Here is a 26,830-nt window from a genome sequence, read left to right as displayed (position 1 = left end):
ACTGCCTATAGGGATCGCGAACGACTATCTTACATTTCAGAGTTCATTCTTCTGCATCGAAAATGTTGGTTTCCATACGATCAGCTCTTTTTTCGATGAGTTCTTGGAAATCGGAAGAAAAATTGGTCATCTGAAAGAGGTGAGATTTCCTCGGGATGTGTGGCCGGATAACGGTCCACCTGAATTGAGTAATAAGAGGCTTAGATTCGCTGTCAGAGACATAGAGAATCTCCAGAACCTGCTAAGTTGATCCGAAATTTGATAGTGCATTATTTTATCCAGCGCAACGGGATGCACTGTGGCGGTTTTATACGATGGCGGCGATAGTTCGTCACGCGACATACAACCTACTTCACAGGCTTTCTACATCTCTCGTTCCCATGAAGTGGTATTCTAGGGTCGATCCGTTCTACGCCTCCGCCCCATCCGCGGGAATACGCGTCGCGAGCATCTTGTCGATACGCATGCCGTCCATGTCGAGCACTTCGAAGCGCCAGTTGTCGAAGACGAAGGTTTCGCCGGCTTCGGGTATGTGCTGGAGCTGATGCAGCGCGAAGCCCGCCAGCGTATGGAAATCGGCATCCGGACGATCGCGCAGGCCGAGCCGTTCGAAGGCGTCGAAGGCCGGCATCATCGCATCGATCAGGAGCGACCCGTCTTCCCTGACGACGATATCGGGCTCTTCGTTGGATCCCGGCAGGTCGCCGGCGATGGCTTCGAGCAGGTCGGTCTGGGTGACGATACCTTCGAGGCTGCCATATTCGTCGATGACGATGGCGAGGCGAACGGGTGAGGCCTTGAAACTATCGAGCACGCGGACGACCGAGGTGCCCTCATGCAGCACCAACGGCTGCTTCATCACCTCCATCGGCCGGATCTTGCCGCCATCGAGAACCTGGTCGAGAAGGTCCTTCTTCAACACCATGCCGATCGGCTCGTCGATCGAGCCGCGGGCGACCAGCAATTGCTCATGGCTGCATTCGCGGATGGTCTTCAGGATTTCGGCCTCGCTGTCGTTGGCGTCGAACCATTCGATATCGAGACGCGGGGTCATGATGTCGGAGATCGGTCTGTCGCCGATGTTGAACACCCGCTCGACGAGCTGCTGCTGCACCTGGTTGAGAAGGCCGGCCTCCTGGCTCTCGGCCACCAGCAGCTTGAGCTCCTGCGGCGAATGGAACGACGATTCGCCGGTTCCGGCGCGAAGACCGACGCCCCGCAGCACCATGTTGCCCATGCCGTTCAGGACAAAGATCGCCGGCTTGAACAACACCAGGAACAGACCGAGCGGACGCACCACGGCAAGCGAAGTGGCCTCGCTGCGCTGAAGCGCCAGGCTCTTCGGCGCGAGCTCGCCGAGCACGATATGCAGGGCAGTGATGATGACGAAGGCGATAACGACGGCAACAGTATGCGCGCCGGCCGTCGCCCACTGCCCGGGCAGCCATGATAGCAGTGGCTCGATCAGGTGGGCAAGCGCCGGTTCTCCAACCCAGCCGAGGGCGAGCGACGAGATGGTGATGCCGAGCTGGGTGGCTGCAAGGTTGGAGTCGAGATTGTCGACGGCGCGCTGAAGTGCCGAGGCGTTCATGCGGCCTGCCGCAGCGAGTTCGGCGACGCGGCTACGCCTGACCGACACCAGGGCGAATTCGGCGGCAACGAAGAAGCCATTGGCGGCGACGAGAAGAAACACGGCTAGTATCCCAACATAGTCGGAGAGCCCGCCGGCGGAATCGGACATGTTTTCCCTGCCTTCGAATTGATGGGAATGCGAAACTACACGCTCGCACACCGGTGGCAAGGCGTTCCGGCTAGTCCTGAGGCGAGAGATGCCGAAGCCGGGCTGCCGTAATCGAAATACTGCGGCGATTTGCGATGCTGGCCGCAAAATGCGTGGCAAACCGCATGACCGGGATCATGCGTGCGGTTCACCGATGCGAAGCGTAAAAGCTTGGCCAACCGCATGCCCGACGTCGCCCCATTCACCTCTTGGGCGCTTCGAAGAGTTCGATCGGGTTTCCGGCCGGATCATCGAGCAGGATCTGTTTGCCGCCGATGCCCTGCACGATCTCGTTGCGGAAGCGCGCACCGGCCTGGCGCAGCGTGGTGACTTTCGCCTCCAGGTCTCCGACCTCAATCTGGATACGATTCCATCCGCCAGGCTCCGGCTTTCGCCCGTCGGGCATTGCTTGAGATGCTCCGCCCGGTCCCGTCATGGCGCTGACGAACAGACGAAAACCGTCCCTGGTCAGGATGGCGAAACTCGGTGCGGGACGAAGCGCGACGGAGAAGCCGAGATGTCTTGTGTAGAATTCCACCGCGGCGTCGACGTCGTCGACGATGTAGCGCATGCTGATACCGGGCATGTTTTCCTCCATTGTGGTCTTCGTTGTCTCGATCTGATCGTCCCCTCGCGGGACATGCAGAATTCTCCTGTTCCCAAGATCGAAACTCGATTATGCGCCCGTTTCAAATTTTTTTTATGTATCTCGTTATGCCAAACCGCTGAGCACCTTTGGGCGAGACTAGATCGAATCGAGAGCCTGCCGCCTGCCGCCAGCAGTAGGACAACCCTCCACGGCCGCACCTTCTAGGCGATTAGCAACAGAGGCCGAAGGGATTCAGAGGACGAAGCCAACCGGCCGCGCCAAAACCTCGATCACCGTGTATGAGTTTAATCTAAAGTATAAGCTTGGACCCGTAGCTATTGGATTCCATTACAAAAGTTTAATTTTTACTTCAGTTTCGGTTCATCTTTTCGGCCCTAGTTTGGTTACGCGCCCAACACGAGGAACCCCACATGAAAAAGATTTTTGCAGCTCTTCTTTCCGCCTCCTTCCTTCTGTCCCCGATGGTTGTTTCCCAGGCCAGCGCCGACGATCATCGCCGTCCGCCTGTCGTCGTGCATAAGAAGGTGGTGGTCAAAAAGACGGTCGTCCGGTCGCATTGGAAGAGGGGATACCGCGTCAATGCCAGCGAACGTCGCCGGTTCTCCGATGTCAACGACTACCGCCGCTACCGGCTGGCGCCCCCGCCGCGCGGTTATCGCTGGGTGCGGGCCGATAACGACTACCTGCTGATCGGCGTCACCAGCGGCATCATCTCCAGCATTATTGCCGGTCGCTGATCGGTCGATAAATCAGGAAGGGCGGCTTCGGCCGCCTTTTTGACTCTGGGAGGGCGCGCAGCCGTTTCGCGCCCTTTCTCCTCTTCTTGACCTGGCGGCGGTTATGACCCGCTTCAGGGTTGCCTGCGTGACGGCATGACCCGTTCAGCAATGATGCGGAGAAAACCTCTTGGTCTTCCGACTTCAGCGTCGGTATCCTCCTCATGCGTAAGCGGATGAAGCCCTTCGATCGGCTGCAGTGGTTCGCATTCGGTACAGACGCAGAGATAGCGTTTGATTGCCTTCGCCTTCATGCCGCCTGCCTGTTCCAGCTGGCGAAAGGATCGGGCAGGTCGCGCCAGCGCTCGGGCGCGAAGGCCTCTGTCCTGATAAGGCAGGCGTCGAGTTCCTTTCTGATCCAGGTTTCGTCCATGGGATCGGCGCCGATGAAGACGATTTCCTGGCGGCGGTCGCCCCAGACGGGGTCGAGATAGGGGCCGATGGCGCGCATGAAGGCCGGTTCCTCAGGCCATTGTTCGCGGGGTACGGCTGCCCACCAGAGACCCATCTTGCCAGTGCGCACGATCGCGCCCGCCTGGCTGATCTCGCCGACATGATGCGGGCGGGTCGCCAGCCAGAAGAAGCCCTTGGCGCGCACCACGCCCGGCCAGCTTCGGTCGAGGAAGGCCTGCAGCTTTGCCGGGTGGAAGGGCCGCTTCTCGCGATAGACGAAGGAGCGAATGCCATATTCCTCGGTCTCCGGCACGTGATCGCGGAAGCCGTGCAGCTCCTTGTACCAGAGCGGATGGGTCTCGGCCTTGTCGATATCGAAGCGGCCGGTGCCGAGCACGTCTTTCAGGGCGACCTTGCCGAAATCCGCCTCGATCAGCTTTGCATCCGGGTTGAGGCCGGTGATGATCTTGCGCGCGGCGTCGCGCTCATCATTGGTTGCCGTGCCGATTTTGTTCAGCACCACGACGTCGGCGAATTCGATCTGCTCGACCAGCAGGTCGACGATGGTTCTGTTGTCGCCGTCGCCGGCCGTTTCTCCGCGGTCGGCGAGGAAATCGGCTGAGGCGTAGTCGGAAAGCAGGTTGGCGGCGTCGACAACGGTCGCCATGGTGTCGAGCCTTGCGACGTCGGAAAGGCTTTGGCCGTTCTCGTCGCGGAATTCGAAGGTGGTGGCGACGGGCAGGGGCTCTGCGATGCCTGTGGATTCGATCACGAGGTAATCGAAGCGGCCCTGATCGGCGAGCTGGCGGACCTCCTTCAACAGGTCGTCGCGCAGCGTGCAGCAGATGCAGCCATTGGTCATCTCGACCAGCTGCTCCTCGGTGCGCGAGAGATTGGCGCCGCCGTCGCGCACCAGCGTGGCGTCGATATTCACTTCGCTCATGTCGTTGACGATGACGGCGACACGCAGGCCCTCGCGATTGGCGAGGACGTGGTTGAGCAGCGTCGTCTTGCCGGCGCCGAGAAAGCCTGAAAGCACCGTGACCGGAAGCCTGTTGTCCATGGGAACCTCATTGCTATTAATGTTATATCATTACATATGGAGTGCCGAAAAAAGGCGGAACGGGGTCATCCGCCTCTTTCCGCCTCAGCTCTCTCCGCGAGACCGCGCGGCAATCATGCGCCGGAGAGGCAAGCCTTCATGCTGTCGGCGATGCCGCGCATGAGGGTGAAGTAGAGATCGGGGCCGGCCTTCAGCGTCGCCGCTTCCGGGTCGAGCACGCCTGACTTGGCTTTCGTGCCTTCGGTGACGACTTTGACGAGGCGCGGCTCGAACTGCGGTTCGGCAAAGACGCAGGTTGCGCCGAGTTCGCCGACCTTGCGGTGGATTTCAGAGATGCGCTCGGCGCCGGGAATAGTTTCCGGACTGACGGTGATCGAGCCGGCGACGCGGATGCCGTAGCGGTGCTCGAAATATTGGTAGGCGTCATGGAAGACAACGAAGGGCTTGTCCTTGACGGGGGCGACGGTGGCGGCAATCTCCTTGTCCAGTGCCGTCAGCCTATCATCAAGCGCCTTGGCATTGGCCTGGTAGGTCAGGGCATTGGCGGGATCGGCGGCGACCAGCGTCGTGGTGATTACCGCGGCCATCGCCTTCGCATTCATCGGATCGAGCCAGAGGTGCGTGTCGAAGGCGCCGTGCCCGTGGTCATGTTCTTCATGATCATCACGATGGGCGTGGCCATCATCATGTCCGGGTTTGGCGGCATCGTGATCATGATCATGATCATGATCGTGATCATCGGCGGAGGCGCTGTCGTGGTCGGCGTCGTCATGCGGCTCGAAGGCGCCGCCTTCGCGGAAGGGCAGCCTGGTCAGATCAGGCGCCTTGTCGAGCTCGACGACGCTGGCGTTCGAGCCTAGCGCCTCGAGCGGCTTTTCCAGGAAAGCCTCCAGGTTCGGGCCGACCCAGAAGACGACCTTCGCCTCCTGCAGGGCACGCGCGTTCGATGGCTTCATGCTGTAAGTATGCGGGGAGGCGGCGCCATCGACGATCAATTCAGGTTCGCCGACACCCTGCATGATCGCCGAAACCAGCGAATGGATCGGCTTGATCGAGGTGACGACGACGGGCGCATCGGCTGCCTGCATGGTGCCGGAAAAGAGCAGGGTGGGGATCGCCAGGACCGGGATTGCGAGGGCCGGCATTCTGAGGGCCAAGATTTTGAGGGCGGGCCCCAAGGCGCGTTTCATCAATATGCTCCGCTTGAATTGCAGTCGTTATGTTATTACATCAATTGCGTTATGCTATAACGTGTGCAATAGCAGGACGCAACAGCACTTTCGGAAAATTTGATGCTCTCTCCCGCAAAGACCTCCGCTGGTATCAGGGCCGAACCGCTGGTTTCGCTTGAAGATGTCGGCATTCTGCGCAACGGCCGCTGGCTGGTGCGCGGCGTCGATTTTTCCGTCGCGCGCGGCGAGATCGTCACGCTGATCGGGCCGAACGGCTCGGGCAAATCGACCAGCGCCAAGGCGGCGATCGGTGTGTTGAAGCCCGACGAGGGCAGGGTGGAGCGCAGGGCCGGCCTCAAGGTCGGCTATGTCCCGCAGAAGCTCACGATCGACTGGACCCTGCCGCTTTCGGTGCGCCGGCTGATGACGCTGACCGGCCCGCTGCCGGAGCGCGACATGCTCTCGGCGCTCGAATCCGCCGGCATCGCTCACATGCTCGATGCCGAAGTGCAGCATCTTTCCGGTGGCGAATTCCAGCGGGCGCTGATGGCCCGGGCGATTGCCCGCAAGCCGGATCTGCTAGTGCTCGACGAGCCGGTGCAGGGTGTCGATTTCTCCGGCGAGATCGCCCTCTACGACCTCATCAAGTCGATCCGCAATGCGACGGGCTGCGGCATCCTGCTGATCTCGCACGACCTGCATGTCGTCATGGCCGAAACCGATACGGTCATCTGCCTCAACGGACATGTCTGCTGCCGCGGCACGCCTGAATCCGTCAGCCGCAGCCCGGAATATGTGCGCCTGTTCGGCAGCCGGGCGGCGCAGACGCTGGCCGTCTACAGCCATCACCACGATCATACGCATCTGCCGGACGGTCGGGTGCAACATGCTGACGGCACGGTGACCGATCATTGCCACCCCGACGACGGCCATCACGCGCATGAGCATGGGCATGCCGGTCATGAACATGGTCACGATCACACCGACCATGCCCATCCGCACGCGCATGTAGCGGGAGAGCGCCATGTTTGACGATTTCTTCGTGCGTGCCATCCTTGCCGGCGTCGGCCTGGCGGTGACGACGGGGCCGCTCGGCTGCTTCATCATCTGGCGGCGCATGGCTTATTTCGGCGATACGATCGCCCATTCGGCGCTGCTCGGCGTCGCATTGTCGCTGCTCTTCGAACTCAACCTGACACTGGCTGTCTTCGCCGTCGCCGCCCTCGTGTCGGTGCTGCTGCTCTTCCTGCAGAAACGCCAGGCGCTGTCGGCCGATGCGCTGCTCGGCATTCTCTCGCATGCCACACTCGCGATCGGCCTCGTCATGGTCGCCTTCATGAGCTGGGTGCGGATCGATCTCATCGCCTTCCTGTTCGGCGATATCCTTGCCGTTTCCACCACCGATATCGCGCTGATCTGGGGCGGCGGGCTGTTCGTGCTCGTGGCAATGGCCTGGCTCTGGCGGCCGCTCTTGGCTGCGACCGTCAATGCCGAGCTCGCCGAGGCCGAGGGGCTGAAGCCGGAGCGGGCGCGGCTGTTCTTCATGCTGCTGATGGCCGTCGTCATCGCCATTGCCATGAAGATCGTCGGCATCATGCTGATTACCTCGCTGCTGATCATTCCGGCGGCTGCGGCCCGGCGCTTCTCGCCGACGCCGGAGATCATGGCGGTGCTCGCCTCGCTGATCGGGGCGGCGGCCGTCGTCGGCGGGCTGTTCGGCTCGCTCACCTACGACACGCCCTCCGGCCCCTCGATCGTCGTCGCGGCACTGATCCTCTTCATTCTCAGCCTGCTTCCCGTCAGGCGCCACCGCGCGGTCATGCAAGGACAAGGCTCATGACGACACCGCAATTGACCAAGAACCAGTCGCTGGTCTTCGACGTGCTCGAAAAGGCCGAAGGGCCGCTCAGCGCCTATACCATCCTCGACAAGCTGCGCGACCACGGTTTTCGCGCGCCGCTGCAGGTCTACCGGGCGCTGGAGAAGCTGCTCGAATATGGCGTGGTGCACCGGCTCGAAAGCATCAACTCCTTCGTCGCCTGCGCCCATCCGGGCGACGACTGCCACAGCCACGGCATCGTCGCCTTCGCGATCTGCGAAAGCTGCGGCCAGGTGACGGAGTTCCACGACCACGAGGTCGACCACCGGCTGATGGAATGGGTGCGCGGGCAGAAGTTCAAGCCTGAAAAGACGACGATCGAGATCCGCGGATTGTGCGAGGCCTGCGCGGCGTAAGCTTCCTCGCATTCGCTAGACGATCGCCTCGCGCTCACCGAAAGGAGTGTCGTCATCAAAGTCGTGGGTGCCGATTTGGTTGTTCCGCCTTTTCTTCGGCGTCTTCCAGTTCTTACGATATTGCATTCCGCTATCTTTACCTGAGAATCCAAGCCAGGGGCGATCGCGTGACGAAAACAGAACTCGCGGAGATATACCGCGGCTACATCGCCTGCTTGAACAGACAGGACTGGCCCAATCTCGGGCAGTTCGTCGGCGACGATGCGGCTCATAACGGCCGGCGGCTCGGGCTGTCGGGTTACGTCGCCATGCTCGAGCAGGACTTCGATGAGATTCCCGATCTCTATTTCAAGGTGCTGATGCTGCTTTGCGATCCGCCATACATCGCCTGCCGGCTCGGCTTCGATTGCAGGCCGAAGGCAAAATTCCTCGGCCTCGATGTGAACGGCAGGCGCCTTTCCTTCACCGAGAACGTCATCTATGAATTTCACGGCGGTAAGATCGTCGAGGTCTGGTCGGTCATCGATAAGGCGGCGATCGAAGCCCAGCTTGCGCGCTCGAAATGACCCCGCCGACGGTTTCCGGTCTGCGTTTCGATCAGATAATGGCGACACGCTCGCCGAAGGGCGTATCGTCGTCGAAATTGCGGGTGCCGATCCGATCGCTTTCGCCTGACAAGACCGGCTGTTCCGGCTGTTCGCCGGCCTCTTCGCCGTCGTCCGATGCCGCATGCCCGTGCCGCTTTTGCGGATGCTCCTCGTTTTCAACGATCAGATCCGCGTGCGGGATGAGACCGTTTGCGGCCTCCTTCTCCAAGGCCTTCTTCGCTGCCGATCGAGGTGCTGGTGCCGACCTTGGTGGGCTCGGACCCGGCGGTGGCGGAGATGGGGTTGATCGCATCGACCATGAGATTCTCCTGGTGGAACAGGATGATTTTAGACCGGATCGGTCTAGAACCTGAATCCTGTTCTAAATTAAAGAGTTAGAGCATGATGTCATCCGAAAACCGTTTACAGTTTTCGGCATTATGCTCATGGCGAACCGGCCGCCCGCTTTCCGGGATGAAAACGGCGCAGTCTTCGGGCCAATCAGGGAGAGATATCGAGCCCGCGCCGAAAAACACAAGGGGACATTGACCTGACTGCCACCTCGGACAATGACGAAATCGGTAGCAGGTTGCGGGAAATTCGACGAAGAATTGTGTGCGCAAGGGGGTGCTCGACGCGTGGTTAATGTAAGAATCGGAAACACTTTGTGACTAAGTGTCTCCAAAAGCAGCGTTTTTTGACTTGCTGCGCGCGAAGACATGACGGATATTGTTTAAACGTTGAGGAAGCCGTCATGATTAGAATGATTGAAAACCCTGCCGAACTGGCTGGCGAAGATATCACCGGCAAATATATTCTCCGGAGGCTGAACTATCACTGGTTCGCCTACGGCAAGGCGGCTATCGTAACCGCCTGCAAGGGAACGATCCTGCAGCTTGAGCGGGAAGAGACGGTCTATTCCGAGCGTTGGGGACGTCGCGCCTATACGGGCACCGGAAGACGCTATCCCGGCGGTATCTGTCCGATTTCTGCGGTCGCCTGCGTTTGCGATACGCCCGACGACGTCAATGCCGTCATTCAGCTGGATGTCGAAGCGCAGGACGAATTCTATCAGCTGATCGCAAAGGCCGAAGCCAGGGTTCAGGCTCTTGCCTCATCCTCACGAAACAGCCAATTTCTCGAAGCCGCCGAGTAAGGCGATTTTTTCAATGAAATCCGCCATGTGCAGCGCCCTTCTGCGCGTCTAAAAGGACGCGCGGCGCTGTAATGGAACGGAGAGCGATCATGACGCAGCGGGACATCCGGCCCGGTCACTCATTCGCCGCGGCGCCATCGCTTGGATCGCTCGCATCACCATTGCCGTCATGTTTGCCGCGCTGTTTTTGGCCCGCCGGCACGCTCGACTGGCCGCGCGGCTGGATTTTTCTCGACCTGCTCCTTGTGCTGACCGTTGTCGCAATCATCTGGATCTGGCGGACGAATCCGGAGCTGTTTGCGGCGCGTAGCCGATACCAGAAGGGTACCAAATCCTGGGACGCCGTGGGGGCGACGCTGACGATCATTCTCTTTGCCGCCATTCTTCCGGTCGACGCATTCGACGACGGACGGTTCCACTGGGCGCCGCAGCCCGATTGGGTCGTGTTTATCGGCTATCTCCTGATGACATCAGGTTATCTCGGCCTGATCTGGGCGCAATCGGTCAACCGGCATTTCGAACCGACCGTGCGCATTCAAACCGACCGCGACCACAAGGTGATCGACACCGGACCCTACGCCGTAATCCGCCATCCCGGATACGCAACCGCCATCGTGCTCAGCGCCGGCATGGCGCTGTCGCTTGGATCGCTCTACGCGCTCCGCCGGCCTGCTCGTCGTCGTCCTCTTCGGCCGCACACTCGGCGAGGAAGCCGAACTGCGCAAGGGCCTCGGAGGCTATGCGGACTATATGGCGCGTGTGCGCTGGCGGTGGATTCCGGGCGTGTGGTGAGCGGAGTGGATGCTTCGCCACCCGCCGCTGCGTTACCCAATCACCCGATCTGCCTGAGATCCCTGGCGAAGCGTTGCCAGTTGGCGACGTAGTTTTCTGCCGAGCGACGGATGGCTTCGATTGCCGCCTCGTCGAGCCCGCGCACTGCGCGGGCAGGTGCGCCGACGATCAGGGAGTTGTCGGGGAATTCCTTGCCCTCCGTAACCAGCGCATTGGCGCCGACGAGGCAGTTGTTGCCGATCTTCGCACCATTGAGGATGGTCGCGCCCATGCCGATCAGCGTGTTGTCGCCGATGGTGCAGCCGTGAAGGATGGCGTGATGACCGATGGTGCAGCCGTTTCCGATCGTCAGCGGGAAGCCCATGTCCGTATGGGCCATCACGCCTTCCTGGATGTTGGTGCTTTCGCCGACGCTGATCGGCTCGTTATCGCCACGCAGCACGGCGCCGAACCAGATGCCGACATTCTCGCCGAGTTCGATCTGGCCGATGATGTTGGCATCCGGGGCGATCCAATAGAGGCCGGCGGCGGGCAGGTTCGGCGTCGATCCGCCAAGCGCGTAGACAGGCATTGCTCTCTCCTCAGACGACCTCGACCGATAGGGTGGCGACGCCGTCGATGCCGCAATTGATGCGATCGCCCCTGGCCACCGCGCCGACGCCGGCGGGCGTGCCCGTCATGATGATATCGCCGGGTGCGAGAGTGAAGAGCTTCGACAGTTCGGCGATGATCTCCGGTACCTTCCAGATCATCTGGTTGAGATCGCCGTCCTGCACACGCTTGCCGTTCTGTTCCAGCCAGATCTTGCCTCCAGCGGGGTGGCCGAGGCGGCTTGTCGGAACGATCGGCGAGATAGGGGCGGAATGTTCGAAGGCCTTGCCGACCTCCCAGGGACGGCCAAGCTTCTTTGCCTCGCCCTGGAGGTCGCGGCGGGTGAAATCGATGCCGACGGCGTAGCCGTAGACGCAGTCGAGCGCGTCCGCTGCCTCGATGTTTGCGCCCCCCGATTTCAGCGCCAGCACGCATTCGACCTCGTAATGCACGTCGTTCGACAGCGACGGATAGGGAAAGGCCTTGCCCGCCGGCAGCAGGTTGTCGGCATTCTTCTGGAAGAAGAAGGGCGGCTCGCGACTGGGATCATGGCCCATCTCGATCGCATGGTCGGCATAGTTGCGCCCGACGCAATAGACGCGGCGCACCGGAAAACGCTCGGCGCTGCCGTCCACCGGCAGCAGTACCGGTGCTGGACGCGGAATGACGGTGGCGGGATGGGGCATTGGCGGGTTCTTCCTGTTTCGAGTCTTGCTTTGCGGGTCATCTTAGACGGAAATCGGCGCGTCGGGGAAGCTTCCTTGGCCGGCGCATTGACGCTATCACTATCCAGCGGTAGCGTTACCGCCATGAGCAGGACTTTTGCAGTTTCGACGACGTCTACGACCACCGCATCGCGGTGGGTGGTAGACGCGTGAACTGAATTCCGTTCATTGCTGCTGAAACCAACCCGCCGGATACGAGCGGGTTTTTTGTTACCGCTCGTCTCCCGTATTCGAGGACGAGATCGTGGACGACATCCAGAAACATGTTCTTGCGGAGCGAGCGCTGGCCGTCGCCCGCCACTGCATCGCCAGCCGCTATCCCGGGGCCGCATTCGCCTATGTCGCCGGCTCCATCATGCGGGGCGAAGGCACCACTTTTTCGGATATCGATCTGGTCGTCGTGTTCTCGTCGCTCGAAAGAGCATGGCGGGAGTCGTTCACCGCGGATGGTTTTCCAGTCGAGGCCTTCGTCCACGATCCGCAGACGCTGGCGCATTATCTCCATCAGGACGCAGACAGCGGCTATCCCATTATGGCCAACATGGTAGCGACGGGCTGTATAGTGGGATCGGATATCGACAGCGCAGGTGTCATACAGGCAAAGGCGGCAAGTATGCTGGCGGCAGGACCGAAACCTCTTGCCGGGGCAGACTACGACATGCTGCGTTACCAGATCACCGATTTGGCCGATGATCTGCGCGGTGCCCGCCCGCCCGAAGAGATCGCCGCCATTGCTGCGCTCCTCTACCAGAAGCTGGCCGACCTGATTCTGCTCGGATGCGGCGCATGGACCGGCCGCGGAAAATGGGCGCCGCGCCTCATGAAGAAGCTCGATGCGCAACTGGCAGCCGAGTTCGACGCGGCGTTCAGACTGGCGGCTGCGGGCAACGGCACCCGATTCCTGGCTTTGGCCGACCGAGAGCTTGGCTTGCATGGCGGCCGTTATTTCGAGGGATACAGGCAGAACGCGCCGCTGGAAGCGCGCCGCCTGGAATAATTTGGTATCGGTCACGTTGCCGCGTTTTGAAAATTGGACGGAAGATGCTTGAGAACGAATTCAAAGGTGCCTTGCAGTCTGCCGTGAGGCGCACCGCCAGATTGCGCCTCAGGCCTCCTGTGGAAGGGGATGCCGATTTCCTGACCCGACTTTTTTCGCGGTCGGAATTGGTCACACACCGACCGGTGCCTCGTCCAGACTCGCCGGAGGAAAGTGCAGCGCGACTTGCGCGCGATATCGGGCATTGGAAAGATCACGGGTTCGGGCGTTGGGCGGTCGAGTCAAACGGTGTGCTGATGGGGTTCGGCGGTGTGACCGTTTCCAAAGAATTCGACGGCCTCAACCTTTCATATCATTTGCAACCTGAAAGCTGGGGGCATGGCTATGCCACGGAATTGGTCAGGGAGTCCCTGACATTTGCCTTTGATGATCTGCAGGCGGATCGGGTGATCGGATTGGTTCGCACCGCCAACGCCGCTTCAAGACGCATTCTCGAAAAATGTGGCTTCGTCTTCGAGCGCGAGGTGATGTTGCACGGAGCGCCGACCAACATGTACGCCACCGGCAGTTTCCGGACTTAAGCGGCAAGCGCCAATCGCATCGGCACAAGCTTCACGCTCGCGAGGTCATCCAGACACCCACCAATGTCACTGCCAGTCCGATGAACATCGTTGCCGTCAACGGCTCGGAAAACAAGGCCCAGGCCCATAACATGGTGACGGGTGGGCTAAGGTAGATCGCGGCGCTGACCTGCGCCACCGGGAACAGTCGAAGACTGGTGTAATAGACCGAATAGGCGGTAAAGGTTGCGATCAGCACGAGCCATGTCATGCCAATGGCGAAATCGACGGTCATCGGCGGGATCATGTTGCCCTGCATGACGGCGCAGAACGAAAACAAGGCCGAGCCGGTCAGGGTCTGGATACAAAGGCTCTGATGGACAGGCATATGCTCCTCGCGTCGCCGTCTATAGAGAACGGAGGCGAGGGCGAAAACCAGCATCGAGCCGGCCGTCAGCCCATAAGCCCAGAGCGGGGCCTCGCCGAAGCTGAGGCTTTCGAGCGAAACGAGCAGAACGCCCGCCACGGCAATCGCCGTTCCCAGCCATTGTCGCCGCGTCAGCCGCTCGCCGAGGAGAGGTTGCGACAGGCAGGCAATCGCCAGCGGCAAGAGGTCGGCAATCAACGCGACCAGCCCCGTCGGCACGCGCTGCTCGATGGCGAGAGCGAATCCACCGAGATAGAGGAAGACCGACATCACGCCGAACAGCATTTGCCCCAGCACACTGCGTAGATGCATCCTCGGCCCGATGGTCAGCGCGAAGGGCAGCAGTATCAGTCCCGACAGAAGGGTGCGCCAGAACAAGACCAGGATGATGCTCGCCTCCTCGCTGGCGTAGCGGATGCCGACGAAACCGGAGCTCCAGCTGATCACCAGAAGCGTCGCCAGCGCGGGCCAGAGGAGAGGGTGTCGTCGCGGCTCGAGCCGAGCGATAGTTTGATCTGTCATGGCATACTCATTTCGATAACGATCTGCTCCGGCATAGATCAGGCAAACCGCTATCACACATGACAAATTTCGATCACGACATGACAGAGCTATCGGTTTATCGATGATGACTTGTCAGGCCGGCCAGCTCCATGCATAGGTTTTGTGACACAGTGAGCAGAGGGCGCCTCCGTGACCGAACTCAACAGCCGACGATTGGAAATAGACGCGTTGCGGGTCCTGTGGTCCGTTCGCCGTCACGGTGGAGTCACCCGTGCCGCCGAGGCGCTCGGTCTGTCGCAATCGGCCGTCAGCCATAAGATCAAGCGGCTCGAGGTCAGCCTTGATTGCGATTTGCTCAGCCGCAAATCAGGCACGGCCATGTTCACCGCGGCCGGCGAGGACTTGCTCGATTATGCCGAGCGTATCCTTGGCCTTCATGACGAAGCGCTTCTCAGCCTGACGAAAACGCCGCTCGTAGGGCGCATCGCGCTGGGGCTGACCGAGGACACGACCTGCACGGACCTTGCCCGCATATTGGGCCGGTTTCGTCATCTCCATCCCGATGTCGCGGTGCGCACCAAGGTCAGAATGAGTCTGGTCCTCAGGGCGATGCTGGAGCGGGGAGAGCTCGACGCTGCGATCGTCCAGATCTTTGCCCATGAGGTCCGCCCGACCGATATCGTCCTTTTCCGGGAGCAGCTCTACTGGGTGAAGCATACTGACTTGCCTCTGCCGCCGAGTGGTCCCATTCCATTCCTGTCTTTCGACGACGAATGCTTCTATCGCCAATGGGCACTCGATATCGGCCAGGATGACGACACGCTTCTCGAGACGGTGTTTGAATGCGCCAGCGCCGCGGGAATCGTCTCGGCGGTCACCTCAGCCCTGGGTGTGGCGCTTCTGAACGGGCGCCACGTGCGCCCCGCGATGGATATCATCACCAACCGCCTGCCCACGCCTCCCGCCCTGGCCTATGTGGTGCGTCGGGCCCGTAAGGCGCGAAATCCTGCCCTCGATACGCTGGTCGCCGAAATCGAAAATGAAGTCAGTCGTTACGGCGGCCTGACCTTGGCGAGCTGATTTGCCGCATTAGGACGGAGAGCCGCCGGTGGCATTCGCTCTCTGAAAATGATGGTCATTCCTCACTGGACTCGGCCAACGCATCCCGCATGATCGCGTAATAGCCGGCAAGCTCGGGGATATCGACGGCCAGCCTGTCGAAGGCGGGGTCGGATGGCGCAAGCGTGCCGGCGTATTTCGCCTCGAGCAAGGCCCGATGGGCGGCAAGGGCTTCGGCTTCGGCCTTGTGCACGACGGTATAGACAGGTGAGGGGACGGTGCGGCCCTTGACGATGATGCGGTCGAGTTCGACGACGATGTAGGTCTCAGTGACCAGCCTTGCGGTCTCCTCGCCGAGCAATAGCGCCACGCCATAATTCTTCGAGGCGCCTTCAAGACGCGAGGCGAGGTTGACGCTGTCGCCGAGGCAGGAATAGTCGAAGCGGCGGGTCGAGCCCATATTGCCGACGATGCATTCGCCGGTGTTGATGCCGACGCCCATCTTCAACACATGCGGCCTGACGCCGCGCATCGCCGCCTCTCGCTCCAGCTCGCGGTTAAGACTCGATATCGCCGCCTGCATGGCAAGCGAGGCTTTGACGGCGTGCAGGGCATGGTCGGCATCGTCGAGCGGCGCGTTCCAGAAGGCCATGATGCAATCGCCCATATATTTGTCGATCGTCCCGCCATGATCCATCACCACGTCGGAAAGCGGCGTCAGCAAGCGGTTGATCAGGCCGGTCAGCTGCTCCGGATCGTCCTTCAGCGTTTCGGCGATGGTGGTGAAGCCACGTACGTCTGAGAACAGCACCGAGAGGGTGCGCCGCTCGCCGCCGAGCTTCAGTTGCGAGGGATCGCTCGACAGGCGCTTGACGAGATCGGGCGAGATATATTGGGCAAAGGCGCGGGTGATTTGGCGCTTGTTGCGGCGCTCCTCGGCAAAATCAAAGGCGGCCTGGCCGAAGACGACAGAGATATAGGCGACCGTCGGGCCAAGCGGCGAGACGAAGATATGGGCTAGCCGCATACCGGCGGCACTGACGGCGGCGAAGGCAAGGAGGGCCGCCGCGCTCGTCACGATCGTCAGCCATCCCGTCGAGCGCCAGACGGTGGTGGCGGCCAGCAGCACCGATATCAGGATGCAGGCAGCGACCGTCGGCAGCCGGGCTTCGGCGATCGACAGGCCGCTGCGGATATTGTCGTAGATCGTCGCCTGGATCTCGACGCCGGAGACGAGCTTGCCGGTATGAACGGTGTAGGGCGTCGCAAAGGCATCGACGCCACCCTTGTCGATCGCCGGCGCATTCTGCAGGCTGAGGCCGACCAGCACGACACGGTTCTTGAAATAATCCGGCGGCAGCAGGTTCTTCGGGTCGAGCGCCTGGTAGTAGGAGACGGTGGGATAGCTGCGGGCCGGGCCGAAGGACTGGATGAGCCGGCCGGCGGGCAGAGTCTCGGGGGCCACGCCGGCGACCTTGGCCAGCATGGCGGCAAAGCCGTCCTCATAGCCCGGAATGCGCCGGAAGGTGCCGTCGCCGCTGAGTTCGACGGAGGCGATGCCAGTCACGGCACCTGCCTCGGTCAGCTGCGGCAGCGGTGTCGCACGGATGAGTTGCGAGGCTTGCGGCGTCTCGATCAACGTCTCGTCGCCGGCCAGGACGACATCCGGGCCGACGGCCCTGGCGATCGCCGCGTCATTATCGGGGTTCGAGGGCTCGGCCATGATGATGTCGAGGCCGATGACGCGGGCGCCGGCGGCGCGCAGCTGGCTGATGAGCTCGGCATGCAGGCTGCGCGGCCAGGGCCATTGCGCGTTGATATCGGCAAGCGAGGGTTCGTCGATCGCGACGATGACGGGTCCGCCGGGTGGCGGACGGGGATCGTCGACGGTCGAAAGATAGTCGAAGCTTCGGAGCTCCAGAAGTGACCAGGCGGGCAGGCGCGACAGCAGCGAGATGGCGATCAGCGTCGTCAGCGACAGCACTAGGAGCCTGAGATGGCGGCTCCTGATCTGCCTGGCCTGCCGAGACTTGTCCCGCACCCGCATCAGAAACGGACTTTGAGTGTGCCCTTGAAGGCGCGGCCCCAGCCGGGCACACCGGGGGTGATCTCGAAGTCCTCGTCGAGCAGGTTATAGGCGGCCGCCTCCAGCTCGACGCGCTTGTCGAACGGTTCCCAGACCAGATGGGCGTCGAGGCTCCAGTAATCGTCCAGTTTCGTGCCGAACCGATCGCCGTCACGCTCGCCGATGTAATTGGCGGCCACCGTCGCCTTGACCTTGGCTTCGTTGACCCAGGTCAGCGCAATCTGCCCTGAATTCTGCGGTATGAAGGGAAGGGGGCCGCCGTAGATCGGCTCAAGCGGATCCCTGTTTTCCGAATCCATATAGGCGTAGGTGGCCGAAAGACCGAAACCATGGCCGAGCGCGACGTTGGCAGTGACGGCAGCACGATCGATGCTGCCGCGCGAGATCGGCAGGCTGGTATCGGAAGGAAGCGAGATCAGCGGCATATTGACCGAGAAATCGTGCAACTCCTGATGCTGATACTCGACCGAAGTGAAGAAGCGGTCGGTCCATTCGGCATCCCACTGCAGGGCGACCGTATCCGTATAGCCTCGCGGATTGGCGGAAAACTGGTTGGCCTGGAGTCCGAGTATGCCGATCGGGGCAAGAGTCGGGACGGTGCTGTCAAAGCTTTGACGCATGAAGGCGGCACGCAGCCAGTGGTTTTGAACCGGCGCCCAGGCGAGGCCGAAGCGCGGCTCCAGCCGGCTGATATCGATGCCGTCGCCCTCCAGGCGCGTGGCGAACAAGGCATATTCGCCCTTGAGGTCCGGCGTTATCTCATGCAGCACATCGACATAGGCGCGGCCGATATTGACAGTGTTGCTGGTGGTGGTCGGACCCTCGATGATTTCCGGGATGAGCGGGACGCGAGGAACGAGTTCAAAAAGGCGGGAGGAGGTGGTCGAGCTTACATCGATCCAGCCGCCTTCGATACCGTACCGCCAGGTCAGCGGCCCGTTGCCGATAGAATGGCTGAGAGCCCCGATGTAGGTTTTGGAGGAGGTGTCCTCGGTCCCGCTCAGGACAGGAATAATATCCGGGTCGGGCAGGGGTAAGATCGGGGCATCGTCGACTTGAAGTGAAGTTGCCGTTCGCGACTTGCTCTCCGAATAGAGGACTGCACCGTTCAATATGTTTTCGTAGGCAAAAGTGTGGCTCCAACCGATGCCAGCATTGGTTATTTCGTTGTCAACATCGCGGCCGACATATTCCGGCAATATCGTCGTCCTGATCGGAAAGCCTGCCAAATTGAACAGGTCCGTCAGTGTCGTGCCCTGCGTCTGAGCGCTCAGCGCTCCATCATTCTTGCCGTGGTTGACGAAGGCTACGACGCGATCATCAGGCGTGACTGTTGCCGTCAGATAACCGTTGGCGCTCAGCAGCTTGTTATCCGTCTGGACACCGCCGAAATCCCGATAGTCGCGGTCGAGCGCCAGCTCTTCCCAGGTCAGGTTGCCATAGAAGCTGATCGGAATGGTCTCGTTCGAATAGCCCTGGATATCGGCTTCGCCGATGCGTCTCGTATGGCCGTCGACGCTGTTGATGCCGCCGCCGAGCGAGCCTTCGATGAAGGGCACGTCGAACAGCGATGCCGAGCGCGAACGGCCGGAGAGCATGTGCGGTGAGAGCAGCAGGCCCTGGATGAAGGACGAGTAGCTCGACGCGTTGCCGCGGTACTGAATGATATTGTCGTCGCTGAAGCTCGTTGCGTTGACGAAAGGAAAGATACTGCCCTTGATCGCCTGGTCGATATAACCGGTGCCTTCGAAGGGATCGAAGACGGCATCGCCGTAATAGCGGCCCCAGGCATCCAGGCCCTGCAGGCGGAAGGCGTTGTTGAGCGTCGAGCCGGCGCTCGCATTGGCGCCGAGTGAGCTGTAATCACCGCCGCGAGCGCGCGAACGGCGCAGATATTCCTGAGCGTTGTGGATCGCGCCGTCGGCGTCGTAGTCGTCGATATCGACCGCAGTACGGAAAGATGAGATAGCCGGATCGTTGTCATCGAGCCGGTCGGCATTGTCGAGCGCCTGCTGGGATGGAATGCGGTCGCCCTTTTCATAGTGAGCGGCGGCGAGCATCAACTGCGACTGCGAGTGCCCGGGATTGGCGGTGCTGGCGGCCAGCAGGTCCTGCAGCGCCTTTTCGCGCTCGCCGGTTTGCAGATAGTAGCGGCCGCGGGCGAGCAAGGCGAGATCGAATGATGGATCGAGGGCGATCGCCGTGTCGATCTCGCGCTTGGCTTCCTTCATCCGCCCCTGGTCGAGATAGAGGATGGCCAGGTTTGCGCGCAGCAGCGGATCTTGCGGATCGAGCTCGATCGCCTTCTTGAAGGCCTTTTCCGCTTCGCCATTGGCATCGCGAGAACTTTGCAGCAGGCCGAGGGAATTCAGCGTGCCCGATGCCCCGGGGGCAAGCGCGATGGCGCGGTTCAGGTCCGCGAGCGCGCCGTTGATGTCGCTTTCATAGGTCGCACGGTAGCCAGCGCGGGCCGACAGCGCCATCGGATGATCGGGGTCGAGCGACAGCGAGCGCTCTATTGCTTCTTTCATCTGCTCGCGGTCATCGGTGAGCTCGGCCAGCTGGGCGCGGATCGCCGGCAGGGTCGGATCGTCGGGATAGCGCTGTTCCGCTTTCTTGATGATCTCGATCGCCGCGCGCGGGTTCTTCAGGAAGCCCGTCGTATAGGCCTCCATGATCGCGCCATAGGGGCCGGTGGTGTTGGCCGGCGGCTGTTCGGCATGGGCGGAGTCGGCGAGCGAACGAGCGAAATAGCCGCCGAATTGCGCCATGTTGCGGCGTGTCGGGTCGAGATGCGGCAAGGCCTTCTGGAAGAGCCTGGCGGCATCGCCATAACGCTTTTCCGAGCCGGCGATAGTGGCGTCGATCAGATCGACGCGCGCCTGCTGGGCTGTCGTCAGTTTGCGGTCGCGGACTTTCTTCAGCGTTGCGGCTGCGGCCTGGCGTCCGTCGAAGGCGCTTTGCACTTCGGCAAGTTCCAGCCAATCTTCGGTGGTGCGGCGCTCCGGCGGCAACGCCAACAGGCGGCGGCGCTCCGTCGCCATGCGGTCGGCCCGCAGCGGCGACGTCGGCATCAGGTCGAAGCCGTCTCGCAGGTCCAGATAGAAGAGCATCTGTTCGCGGTCATCGGGATTGACGCTGATGATCTTGGTCGGTGCCTGGCCGATGGTGGCGACCGCCCCTTCGCCCTCGTTCACCTCGACGCTGCCCTGCGGATTGCTGAGCGCCACGCGGCCTTCGAGCACAATCATCGAAGTCTTGTTGCCCTCGACCGTCATGGTCCAGTCGGTGCCGCGGATAGCGGCGGCGGCGGCCGGTGTTTCCACTGTCAGGCCCTGGCCGCCACGCTCGGCGCGTGCCCAGATGGTGCCGGATTGGAGATTGAGCACGGTATCGCCGCCGGCCGCCATCTTCTTCACCTGCAGCGAGGAATTCCTGCCGAGGCGGACCTGAGTGTGGTCGGAAAAGACGATGGCGAGCTGGCCGTTGGCATTGGTGCGCAGCACGTCGCCTGTCAGGAGATCCTGATTGATGTCGACGACACGCCAGTTCGACACGTCGATGAAGCGGACTTCCTCGCCGATCTTGCGTGAAATGACAGAGCCGGCGACCGGCGTAGAGCGCGGCACGGGATCGGCCATTGCCGGCAGCCCGAAACCGGGCACCGCAAACGCCAGCACCATCCCGATGCGACAGATGTTACTTGAATAACCCCGCATGTCCTCGACCCCATACCCCGCTTCCCCTTTGTCCGTGTAGAGTGGAAAAGTCAAGCATGTTGCACACGTGTTCTTGCTTTCGTTCCAAAGTGTACTATCAGGGATACACTTTAGGGGTGGAGTATTCACGTGAGCGAATTCGAAAATGCGACCGAGGTTATGCTGAGCAAGCCCTCAAGCGGCGATATCGGTGCCGAGTACTTCGATCATATCAAGAAAATCAACGACATATTTTATGATCAGATCAAGATATCGGACCAGAAGGCTGCCTATATCTTTACTTTCATGCTCGCCTTTCTGGTGAGTTCCAGCGAGGTGAGGGCAGTCTTCAGCCTGGCGCGGTATACCGGCGGCACCCCGGGCAGCATGCTGTTCTCCGGCCTGCTTGCCGCAGCCTCGGTCTTCTCCATCCTGTCGGCCATCCTCGTCGTGCTGCCGCGGCGTTTCGGCACTTCCACCTCGCTCTTTTGGGGCGCATGGCCCGATCATCGCGACATGTTCTTCGAGGCCGCCCTTCGCCGCGACGAGCGCTACCTCTTCGATCAGTACCTCGAAAACGCCAACACCCTTTCCGCCATCGCCCGCAGCAAATATCGCTGCGTCACCTTTGCGTTCCGGGGACTGATGGTGAGCGTGATTGCCTATGTGCTGTTGCTGGTGGCGGTGTGAGGGAGTAAGCGGCGAAGCCAGCGAATGCGCTAAGCGCAGGCGGCCAAGAATGCAGGGCGCGCCAACGCGCGCCCGCCTGTTCAATCTTCGATTTCGAGAACGAGCTCGAGCTCGATCGGCACGCCTAACGGCAGGCTGGACACGCCGAGGACGATTCGGCCGGAGAGTTTGTCTTCGCCGAAGACCTGGAGCAGCATTTCGGATGCCCCGTCGGCGACCTTTGGGTGGTCGCGAAAATCGCCTTCGGTGGCGATGTAGACGCCGAGCTTGACGACCTTCGCCACCCTGTCCAGCGAACCGAGATATTCCCTGGCGGCCGCAAGGGCGCTAAGAGTCGCTGTCTCGGCGGCCTTCCTGCCGTCTTCGGCCGTCAGCGCGCCGCCGACGCGGCCGATATAGCGGGGCTTGCGGTCGACGACCGGCAGCATGCCGCTGAAGAAGACCAGCTTGCCGGTTCTGACCGCCTCGACATACGCGCCCAAGGGCGTCGGCGGTGGGGGAAGGGCGATGCCGAGGTCCTGCAGCCGCCGTTCCGCGCCGGCTGCCTGCGCTTTCCGATGGTCTACCATTTGCCCAGATGTGCGCCGCCGTCGACGTGCAGCACCTCCCCGGTTACACGCGGCGCTTCGGTGAGGAAGACGACCGCATCGGCGATCTCCTCGACGTTGGAAATGCCTGCCATCGGCGACAGTGTCTTCAGGAAGTCCTTCGGATTGTCCTTGTGCAATGGCGTGTCCACCACACCGGGAGCGACGATATTGAAGCGAATTGCCTTGTCCGCATATTCCATCGCCAGGTTCTTGGAGATGGCGTTGATGCCACCCTTTGTCATCATTGAGACTGAGGCGGAGAAACCGGCGATCGGATGATCGGTCAAGGGGGTGGTGATACTGACGACGCTGCCGCCCGTTTTCTGAGCCAGCATCTGCCTGACGACCTGTTGGGTCAGGTGGATGAAGCCTTCGAGATTGGTCGAGGACAATTTCTGGAAGTCGGCCATCGTGAACTCGACGAACGGCTTGGCTAGAAAAATGCCGGCATTGTTGACGAGCGCGTCGATCGAGCCGAAGCGATCGATTGCGGTCCTTGCCACCCGCGCCGCGGTCTCGGCATCGCCGATGTCGCCATCGACGAGCGCCAGCCTGTCCGAGGCCTCAAAAGCATCTGAGGCACTGACCTGGCGCGAGGTGGCGACGACATTATAGCCGCGCTGGATGAAGGCGTTGACGAGGCCGGCTCCGATACCCTGGGAGGCGCCCGTGACGATGACTGTTTTTCTCGTAGTCATGTTGAACTCCATAGATCTGGTTCGGGCAACCTGGGCCTTCGAAGGCCAGGTCGCTCGAGATGGGGCTGCTGCGAATGCGCCTCCATCGGGTTGTGGTTGTTTCGCAAGGTGAATATGGCGAAAACTCCATTACCTGATTAGATGGAAATATCTGGATTCTCTTTTGCGTCCATGCAAAAATCAATGCATGGCCGATCTGAACGACATCGCTGTTTTCGTGAAGGTAGCGCAGTATGGCAGCTTCAGCCGTGCTGCCCGCTCCCTCGGCATGCCGGTATCGACCGTCAGCCGGAAGGTGACGTCGCTGGAGGAGCAGCTCGGCGTGACGCTCATGCAGCGGACAACCCGCAAGCTGAGCTTGACCGCGCAGGGCCGGGCCTATTACGACAGGTGCAGCGAACCGCTCGCCCATCTCCTCGACGCCGAGCAAGCGCTCACCGAGACACAGAGAAAACCGGAAGGTCTGCTGAAGATCTCGGTGCCTGTCATCTTCGGGCAGGAGGTCTTCTACGAATTCATCTCATCCTTCCTGAAGACCTATCCCAATATCCAGGTCGATCTCTTCGTCACCAACCTGTTTCTCGATCTGATCGCCGAGAATGTCGATCTCGCCATCCGCTTCGGCGAACTCAAGGATTCCTCCATCGTCGCGCAGAGGCTCGGAAAGAGCGTGCGTTATCTGGTTGCCGCGCCGGACTATCTGAAGGGCAGGGCGCTTCCCTCAAAGCCGGAAGACTTGAGGGACCATCACTGCGTACTCTTGAACGGCCGCAACGGCGAGGCGGAATGGCATCTCGTCAGCGGCCGCAAATCGGTCGGCGTGCATGTCTCCGGGTCAATATCGAGCCGGGATTTCGACGCGGTCAGCGCTTTCACTTATCGCGGACACGGGATCGGATTGTTGCCCTCGACCTATTGCGACGAGCAGATCAGAAAAGGCGAACTCATCCGCCTGCTGCCGGACTGGTCGTCCGAGGAAATTTTCGTCCATACCGTCTATCCCACCCGCCGCTTCCTGCCCCTGCGCCTGCAGGTCTTTCTCGACGCGCTGAAGGCATGGAAAAGTCCCCTGTGGCTTCCCTTACACTGAGAACACCGGCTCTGCGCCACCAAGAGAGCCGGCGTCAGATGGATGCAAAAAGCAGCGTTGGGACGTGTCCTTCGAGGCTTCGCTTGCGGGCTACGCGCCGCAGGATGAGAGGCGTTGAAGGGTGCCGCGGTTGCCCTTCAAGTCGCCTGAGCCAAGCCATCACCGAAAATTGAAGCTGCGCGGGTGGCGTGACGTCCTGCGTTGGTCAAGCTGTGCTAGAGTTCGCAGGCTTGGATGGCGCGGGGATTTGCCGATGCTGACGACGCTTGCGGTGCTCATGGGTCTTTCTGCCGTCGTTCCGGCCGCCGGAGCCGGCGCAAACGAGGTCGACGTGACGCTGGTGCTTGCCGTCGACACCTCGCGGTCGATGGACTTCGAGGAGATCGGCATCCAGCGCGAGGGTTATGTCGAAGCGCTCAAGCACAAGGAATTCATCGACGCGGTGAAGGGCGGGCTGACCGGGCGCATCGCCATCAGCTATTTCGAATGGGCAGGCTATGTCGTCCAGGATTCCGTCATCGACTGGCAGGTGATCGAGACGGAAGAGGATGCGATTGCTTTTGCCGACAAGCTTGAAGCTCGGCCGATCGCAACGCAGCGACGCACCTCGATCTCCACCGCGATCGCCCAGGGCACCAGCATGATCATCGCCAGCCCCTTTCAGGGCCGGCGCGAGGTGATCGATGTTTCCGGCGATGGCCCGAACAATTCCGGCAATCCCGTGACGCCCGCCCGCGACAGGGCGGTGGAAGCTGGCATGATCATCAACGGCCTCGCCATCATGCTGCGGCCTTCCGATGCGCCTGACGGGCTCGACAAATATTACGCCGATTGCGTGATCGGCGGTCCCGGCGCCTTCGTGCTGCCGGTGCGCAAGATCGAGGATTTCGCCGTCGCCGTGCGCCGCAAGCTGGTGCTGGAGATCAGCGGCATTTCCCCGCCGGCGACGGTGCAGAAAACAGCCGGCGCCGAGACGGGTACCGACTGCCTGATCGGTGAGAAGCAATGGCGGGACATCTTCGACCGTTGATGCCAGAACAGGATGATTTTAGGCCGGGTCGGCCTAAAATCTCAATCTTGTCCTGAATTACATAGTTAGAGCATGAGGTCGTCCGAAAACCGCGCACACTTTTCGGCATCATGCTCTACCGGGTCAACGCGCCGAACTTATATCAGTCAGTATCTGGTAAGCGGCAGAGACGCGGTCCTCGTTGGGATAGTTTTTGTTGGCCAGAATGACGATGCCGAGCCGCTCTTTCGGGATGAATGCGACATATGCGCCGAAACCATTCGTGGAACCGGTTTTATTGACCCACACATCGTCGCGCGGTTCCATCGCCGGCGTCAGTTGCTTGGCGGATATGGTCTTGAGCATGGCGCCGGAATTGTTGTCCATCAACGTCGTCAACGTCGCGGGATAGGAATACTGTTCCCAAATAAGGTCTTGGGTCATCGCGCCGACATCGACGTATCCCTTGTGCGTATTCGTGATCGCCTGCTGCAGCTTATCGTCCAGCTCGACCAGACCCATGTTCGCGTCGATGAACCGGATCATGTCGCTTGCTGTGGATTTCACCCCATAGGCCTCGGACGAAAGAATGGCAGGTGTCATCCGAGCCGGCTCACCGGTTCGCTTGTAGCCTTGGGCATAGTCGACCATCCGCGATTTCGGCACATCAATAAACGTGCTTTTCAATCCAAGGGAGGGAAACAATTGGTCTTCCATAAGAGCTGCGAAATCTTTGCCCATGCTTTTTGCCGTTATATATCCGAGCGCGCCGATGCTTGGATTGGCGTATGTTCGGTGCGTTCCGGCGGCATATGATGGTTTCCAGGTCGCGAGATACTCCATCAGCTGCTTTTCGGTTTTGACTTCATCGGGAACTTGCAGCGGAAATCCGCCAGCAGTGTGCGTGCCCAAATCCTTCAGCACGACATCGCCGAAGGGCTTTCCCTTCATCGACGGAAGGTATTTGCTTGCCTTGTCCGACAGCGAAAGTCGGCCGGTCACGTCCGCGTAAGAGGTGAGGGTGACTGTAAAGGTTTTGCTGATCGATCCCAGTTCGAACATGGTCGCCGGGGTGACGGGCCTGTCAGTGTCCTTCGACTCGACGCCGTAGTTGAAGATGTGGTTCTGTCCGTCAGCGGTGATGGCAACGGCCATGCCCGGAATGCCGTATTTATCCATGATTGGTTTTATTGCGGTGTCCGAGATGGCTTTTAGTTTCAGCTCGTCAGCCGCAAAGCCACTTGTGGAAATGCATGTCGAGACCAATGCGGCCGATAGAATTCCTATCCAATCACGCTTCATTTCTTCATCCTCTAAAAGCAGCTTCATCAGCGCAAAGGCGCATGAGGACGGCATTTAATGGCATTGTTCTACGGCAGCAAACGACGATATCTCGGAGGAGATCCAAGAAAATCTAGGGCTAGAGCCTTTCCGGGTTAGATTGAAGCATTCTGTTGGCTCAAACGGAGTCGGATGGTCGACCGGCCGGCGCGTGTCGTAGCCCGGCTCTACGGCCAAGCCGGCCGGTCGAGCAGGCGGCCC

At 60.8% G+C, this 26,830-nt stretch carries 25 protein-coding genes and 2 pseudogenes; 13 read left to right on the top strand and 14 right to left on the bottom strand.

Annotated elements, in window-relative coordinates; translation table 11 throughout:
• Nucleotides 1-409: 409 nt before the first annotated feature.
• Nucleotides 410-1,741 carry a hemolysin family protein gene (locus G9X68_RS20275; RefSeq protein ID WP_171603960.1) on the bottom strand — a complete coding sequence of 444 codons (1,332 nt, stop codon included), beginning with the start codon at nucleotides 1,739-1,741 and terminating at the stop codon, nucleotides 410-412.
• Nucleotides 1,742-1,982: 241 nt separating this feature from the next.
• Nucleotides 1,983-2,366 (bottom strand): VOC family protein, encoded by a 384-nt coding sequence (locus G9X68_RS20270; protein WP_171603959.1) that lies wholly within the window; start codon nucleotides 2,364-2,366, stop codon nucleotides 1,983-1,985.
• Nucleotides 2,367-2,800: 434 nt separating this feature from the next.
• On the opposite strand from G9X68_RS20270, the gene G9X68_RS20265 reads away from it, so the two are divergent.
• Nucleotides 2,801-3,127 carry an RcnB family protein gene (locus G9X68_RS20265; protein ID WP_171603958.1) on the top strand — a complete coding sequence of 109 codons (327 nt, stop codon included), beginning with the start codon at nucleotides 2,801-2,803 and terminating at the stop codon, nucleotides 3,125-3,127.
• A gap of 113 nt (nucleotides 3,128-3,240) precedes the next feature.
• Here G9X68_RS20265 and G9X68_RS32045 read toward each other — a convergent pair whose 3' ends face one another.
• From G9X68_RS32045 to znuA, 3 genes are all read right to left on the bottom strand, one after another.
• Nucleotides 3,241-3,420 carry a hypothetical protein gene (locus tag G9X68_RS32045; RefSeq protein WP_244956228.1) on the bottom strand — a complete coding sequence of 60 codons (180 nt, stop codon included), beginning with the start codon at nucleotides 3,418-3,420 and terminating at the stop codon, nucleotides 3,241-3,243.
• A complete protein-coding gene (gene zigA, locus G9X68_RS20260; protein WP_171603957.1) occupies nucleotides 3,417-4,622 on the bottom strand; it encodes a zinc metallochaperone GTPase ZigA in 1,206 nt (401 codons plus the stop codon). The genes G9X68_RS32045 and zigA overlap by 4 nt, the downstream gene beginning before the upstream one ends.
• A 113-nt stretch (nucleotides 4,623-4,735) precedes the next feature.
• Nucleotides 4,736-5,812: a zinc ABC transporter substrate-binding protein ZnuA gene (znuA, locus tag G9X68_RS20255; RefSeq protein ID WP_171603956.1), complete on the bottom strand. Its 1,077-nt coding sequence runs from the start codon at nucleotides 5,810-5,812 to the stop codon at nucleotides 4,736-4,738.
• Nucleotides 5,813-5,914: 102 nt separating this feature from the next.
• Here znuA and G9X68_RS20250 point away from each other — a divergent pair, with 102 nt between their 5' ends.
• The 4 genes from G9X68_RS20250 to G9X68_RS20235 all read left to right on the top strand — a co-directional run bounded on the left by G9X68_RS20250 (nucleotide 5,915) and on the right by G9X68_RS20235 (nucleotide 8,595).
• Nucleotides 5,915-6,826 (top strand): ATP-binding cassette domain-containing protein, encoded by a 912-nt coding sequence (locus G9X68_RS20250; protein ID WP_171603955.1) that lies wholly within the window; start codon nucleotides 5,915-5,917, stop codon nucleotides 6,824-6,826.
• On the top strand, nucleotides 6,819-7,634 hold the full coding sequence (znuB, locus tag G9X68_RS20245) for a zinc ABC transporter permease subunit ZnuB (RefSeq protein ID WP_171603954.1): 816 nt from the start codon (nucleotides 6,819-6,821) through the stop codon (nucleotides 7,632-7,634). Before G9X68_RS20250 ends, znuB begins: the two co-directional genes overlap by 8 nt.
• Nucleotides 7,631-8,029: a Fur family transcriptional regulator gene (locus G9X68_RS20240; RefSeq protein ID WP_011652680.1), complete on the top strand. Its 399-nt coding sequence runs from the start codon at nucleotides 7,631-7,633 to the stop codon at nucleotides 8,027-8,029. Before znuB ends, G9X68_RS20240 begins: the two co-directional genes overlap by 4 nt.
• A 167-nt stretch (nucleotides 8,030-8,196) precedes the next feature.
• Nucleotides 8,197-8,595, top strand: a complete 399-nt coding sequence (locus G9X68_RS20235) for an ester cyclase (protein WP_171603953.1) — start codon at nucleotides 8,197-8,199, stop codon at nucleotides 8,593-8,595.
• Between the two features lie 31 nt (nucleotides 8,596-8,626).
• Here G9X68_RS20235 and G9X68_RS20230 read toward each other — a convergent pair.
• Nucleotides 8,627-8,936 (bottom strand): annotated as a pseudogene (locus tag G9X68_RS20230) (hypothetical protein).
• A gap of 434 nt (nucleotides 8,937-9,370) precedes the next feature.
• Between G9X68_RS20230 and G9X68_RS20225 the strand changes: the two are divergent.
• Nucleotides 9,371-9,772 (top strand): hypothetical protein, encoded by a 402-nt coding sequence (locus tag G9X68_RS20225; RefSeq protein WP_032992435.1) that lies wholly within the window; start codon nucleotides 9,371-9,373, stop codon nucleotides 9,770-9,772.
• 89 nt (nucleotides 9,773-9,861) lie between these two features.
• A pseudogene (locus tag G9X68_RS20220) lies at nucleotides 9,862-10,564 on the top strand (methyltransferase family protein).
• 40 nt (nucleotides 10,565-10,604) lie between these two features.
• On the opposite strand, the gene G9X68_RS20215 reads toward G9X68_RS20220, so the two are convergent.
• Together G9X68_RS20215 and G9X68_RS20210 are read right to left on the bottom strand one after the other, a co-directional pair.
• The gene (locus G9X68_RS20215) at nucleotides 10,605-11,135 is read right to left on the bottom strand and encodes a gamma carbonic anhydrase family protein (protein ID WP_168312897.1); all 531 of its coding nucleotides are present in this window, start codon (nucleotides 11,133-11,135) and stop codon (nucleotides 10,605-10,607) included.
• 10 nt (nucleotides 11,136-11,145) lie between these two features.
• The gene (locus tag G9X68_RS20210; protein WP_171603952.1) at nucleotides 11,146-11,841 is read right to left on the bottom strand and encodes a fumarylacetoacetate hydrolase family protein; all 696 of its coding nucleotides are present in this window, start codon (nucleotides 11,839-11,841) and stop codon (nucleotides 11,146-11,148) included.
• A 283-nt stretch (nucleotides 11,842-12,124) separates the two neighbouring features.
• Here G9X68_RS20210 and G9X68_RS20205 point away from each other — a divergent pair, with 283 nt between their 5' ends.
• Together G9X68_RS20205 and G9X68_RS20200 are read left to right on the top strand one after the other, a co-directional pair.
• Nucleotides 12,125-12,877 (top strand): nucleotidyltransferase domain-containing protein, encoded by a 753-nt coding sequence (locus tag G9X68_RS20205; RefSeq protein ID WP_171603951.1) that lies wholly within the window; start codon nucleotides 12,125-12,127, stop codon nucleotides 12,875-12,877.
• 44 nt (nucleotides 12,878-12,921) lie between these two features.
• Nucleotides 12,922-13,458 (top strand): GNAT family N-acetyltransferase, encoded by a 537-nt coding sequence (locus G9X68_RS20200; RefSeq protein WP_171603950.1) that lies wholly within the window; start codon nucleotides 12,922-12,924, stop codon nucleotides 13,456-13,458.
• 31 nt (nucleotides 13,459-13,489) lie between these two features.
• Here G9X68_RS20200 and G9X68_RS20195 read toward each other — a convergent pair whose 3' ends face one another.
• Nucleotides 13,490-14,386 carry a DMT family transporter gene (locus G9X68_RS20195; protein WP_171603949.1) on the bottom strand — a complete coding sequence of 299 codons (897 nt, stop codon included), beginning with the start codon at nucleotides 14,384-14,386 and terminating at the stop codon, nucleotides 13,490-13,492.
• 171 nt (nucleotides 14,387-14,557) lie between these two features.
• On the opposite strand from G9X68_RS20195, the gene G9X68_RS20190 reads away from it, so the two are divergent.
• Nucleotides 14,558-15,448, top strand: a complete 891-nt coding sequence (locus tag G9X68_RS20190; protein ID WP_171603948.1) for a LysR substrate-binding domain-containing protein — start codon at nucleotides 14,558-14,560, stop codon at nucleotides 15,446-15,448.
• A gap of 55 nt (nucleotides 15,449-15,503) precedes the next feature.
• Here the strand turns inward: G9X68_RS20190 and G9X68_RS20185 are convergent, their stop codons facing one another.
• Entirely contained in the window at nucleotides 15,504-17,474 is a 1,971-nt protein-coding gene (locus G9X68_RS20185; RefSeq protein WP_171603947.1) for a CHASE2 domain-containing protein, read from the bottom strand.
• A complete protein-coding gene (locus tag G9X68_RS20180) occupies nucleotides 17,474-21,232 on the bottom strand; it encodes a FecR domain-containing protein (protein WP_171603946.1) in 3,759 nt (1,252 codons plus the stop codon). The genes G9X68_RS20185 and G9X68_RS20180 overlap by 1 nt, the downstream gene beginning before the upstream one ends.
• A 129-nt stretch (nucleotides 21,233-21,361) precedes the next feature.
• On the opposite strand from G9X68_RS20180, the gene G9X68_RS20175 reads away from it, so the two are divergent.
• Nucleotides 21,362-21,901: a Pycsar system effector family protein gene (locus tag G9X68_RS20175; RefSeq protein ID WP_168312892.1), complete on the top strand. Its 540-nt coding sequence runs from the start codon at nucleotides 21,362-21,364 to the stop codon at nucleotides 21,899-21,901.
• A gap of 80 nt (nucleotides 21,902-21,981) precedes the next feature.
• Here the strand turns inward: G9X68_RS20175 and G9X68_RS20170 are convergent, their stop codons facing one another.
• Both G9X68_RS20170 and G9X68_RS20165 read right to left on the bottom strand, forming a co-directional pair.
• Complete coding sequence (locus tag G9X68_RS20170; RefSeq protein ID WP_171603945.1) at nucleotides 21,982-22,470, bottom strand: RidA family protein; 489 nt, start codon at nucleotides 22,468-22,470, stop codon at nucleotides 21,982-21,984.
• A complete protein-coding gene (locus G9X68_RS20165; protein WP_171603944.1) occupies nucleotides 22,464-23,189 on the bottom strand; it encodes an SDR family NAD(P)-dependent oxidoreductase in 726 nt (241 codons plus the stop codon). The genes G9X68_RS20170 and G9X68_RS20165 overlap by 7 nt, the downstream gene beginning before the upstream one ends.
• A gap of 187 nt (nucleotides 23,190-23,376) precedes the next feature.
• Here G9X68_RS20165 and G9X68_RS20160 point away from each other — a divergent pair, with 187 nt between their 5' ends.
• Together G9X68_RS20160 and G9X68_RS20155 are read left to right on the top strand one after the other, a co-directional pair.
• Nucleotides 23,377-24,279, top strand: a complete 903-nt coding sequence (locus G9X68_RS20160; RefSeq protein ID WP_171603943.1) for a LysR family transcriptional regulator — start codon at nucleotides 23,377-23,379, stop codon at nucleotides 24,277-24,279.
• Nucleotides 24,280-24,532: 253 nt separating this feature from the next.
• Nucleotides 24,533-25,309, top strand: coding sequence for a DUF1194 domain-containing protein (locus G9X68_RS20155; protein WP_171603942.1), 777 nt, complete (start codon nucleotides 24,533-24,535; stop codon nucleotides 25,307-25,309).
• 123 nt (nucleotides 25,310-25,432) lie between these two features.
• Here the strand turns inward: G9X68_RS20155 and ampC are convergent, their stop codons facing one another.
• Entirely contained in the window at nucleotides 25,433-26,590 is a 1,158-nt protein-coding gene (gene ampC, locus G9X68_RS20150; protein ID WP_171603941.1) for a class C beta-lactamase, read from the bottom strand.
• Nucleotides 26,591-26,830: the final 240 nt, after the last annotated feature.

Source organism: Rhizobium changzhiense, from assembly GCF_013087625.1.
GTDB classification, from domain to species: Bacteria; Pseudomonadota; Alphaproteobacteria; order Rhizobiales; family Rhizobiaceae; genus Rhizobium; species Rhizobium sophorae.
This window is presented reverse-complemented; position numbering and strand designations above follow the sequence as displayed.

What these genes read in the sequence shown, in the direction of transcription:
- G9X68_RS20275 (WP_171603960.1), bottom strand. Translation starts at nt 1,741, where the DNA reads ATGTCCGATTCCGCCGGCGGGCTCTCCGACTATGTTGGGATACTAGCC.
- G9X68_RS20270 (WP_171603959.1), bottom strand. Translation starts at nt 2,366, where the DNA reads ATGCCCGGTATCAGCATGCGCTACATCGTCGACGACGTCGACGCCGCG.
- G9X68_RS20265 (WP_171603958.1), top strand. Translation starts at nt 2,801, where the DNA reads ATGAAAAAGATTTTTGCAGCTCTTCTTTCCGCCTCCTTCCTTCTGTCC.
- G9X68_RS32045 (WP_244956228.1), bottom strand. Translation starts at nt 3,420, where the DNA reads ATGAAGGCGAAGGCAATCAAACGCTATCTCTGCGTCTGTACCGAATGC.
- zigA (WP_171603957.1), bottom strand. Translation starts at nt 4,622, where the DNA reads ATGGACAACAGGCTTCCGGTCACGGTGCTTTCAGGCTTTCTCGGCGCC.
- znuA (WP_171603956.1), bottom strand. Translation starts at nt 5,812, where the DNA reads ATGAAACGCGCCTTGGGGCCCGCCCTCAAAATCTTGGCCCTCAGAATG.
- G9X68_RS20250 (WP_171603955.1), top strand. Translation starts at nt 5,915, where the DNA reads ATGCTCTCTCCCGCAAAGACCTCCGCTGGTATCAGGGCCGAACCGCTG.
- znuB (WP_171603954.1), top strand. Translation starts at nt 6,819, where the DNA reads ATGTTTGACGATTTCTTCGTGCGTGCCATCCTTGCCGGCGTCGGCCTG.
- G9X68_RS20240 (WP_011652680.1), top strand. Translation starts at nt 7,631, where the DNA reads ATGACGACACCGCAATTGACCAAGAACCAGTCGCTGGTCTTCGACGTG.
- G9X68_RS20225 (WP_032992435.1), top strand. Translation starts at nt 9,371, where the DNA reads ATGATTAGAATGATTGAAAACCCTGCCGAACTGGCTGGCGAAGATATC.
- G9X68_RS20215 (WP_168312897.1), bottom strand. Translation starts at nt 11,135, where the DNA reads ATGCCTGTCTACGCGCTTGGCGGATCGACGCCGAACCTGCCCGCCGCC.
- G9X68_RS20210 (WP_171603952.1), bottom strand. Translation starts at nt 11,841, where the DNA reads ATGCCCCATCCCGCCACCGTCATTCCGCGTCCAGCACCGGTACTGCTG.
- G9X68_RS20200 (WP_171603950.1), top strand. Translation starts at nt 12,922, where the DNA reads ATGCTTGAGAACGAATTCAAAGGTGCCTTGCAGTCTGCCGTGAGGCGC.
- G9X68_RS20195 (WP_171603949.1), bottom strand. Translation starts at nt 14,386, where the DNA reads ATGACAGATCAAACTATCGCTCGGCTCGAGCCGCGACGACACCCTCTC.
- G9X68_RS20185 (WP_171603947.1), bottom strand. Translation starts at nt 17,474, where the DNA reads ATGCGGGTGCGGGACAAGTCTCGGCAGGCCAGGCAGATCAGGAGCCGC.
- G9X68_RS20180 (WP_171603946.1), bottom strand. Translation starts at nt 21,232, where the DNA reads ATGCGGGGTTATTCAAGTAACATCTGTCGCATCGGGATGGTGCTGGCG.
- G9X68_RS20170 (WP_171603945.1), bottom strand. Translation starts at nt 22,470, where the DNA reads ATGGTAGACCATCGGAAAGCGCAGGCAGCCGGCGCGGAACGGCGGCTG.
- G9X68_RS20165 (WP_171603944.1), bottom strand. Translation starts at nt 23,189, where the DNA reads ATGACTACGAGAAAAACAGTCATCGTCACGGGCGCCTCCCAGGGTATC.
- G9X68_RS20160 (WP_171603943.1), top strand. Translation starts at nt 23,377, where the DNA reads ATGGCCGATCTGAACGACATCGCTGTTTTCGTGAAGGTAGCGCAGTAT.
- G9X68_RS20155 (WP_171603942.1), top strand. Translation starts at nt 24,533, where the DNA reads ATGCTGACGACGCTTGCGGTGCTCATGGGTCTTTCTGCCGTCGTTCCG.
- ampC (WP_171603941.1), bottom strand. Translation starts at nt 26,590, where the DNA reads ATGAAGCGTGATTGGATAGGAATTCTATCGGCCGCATTGGTCTCGACA.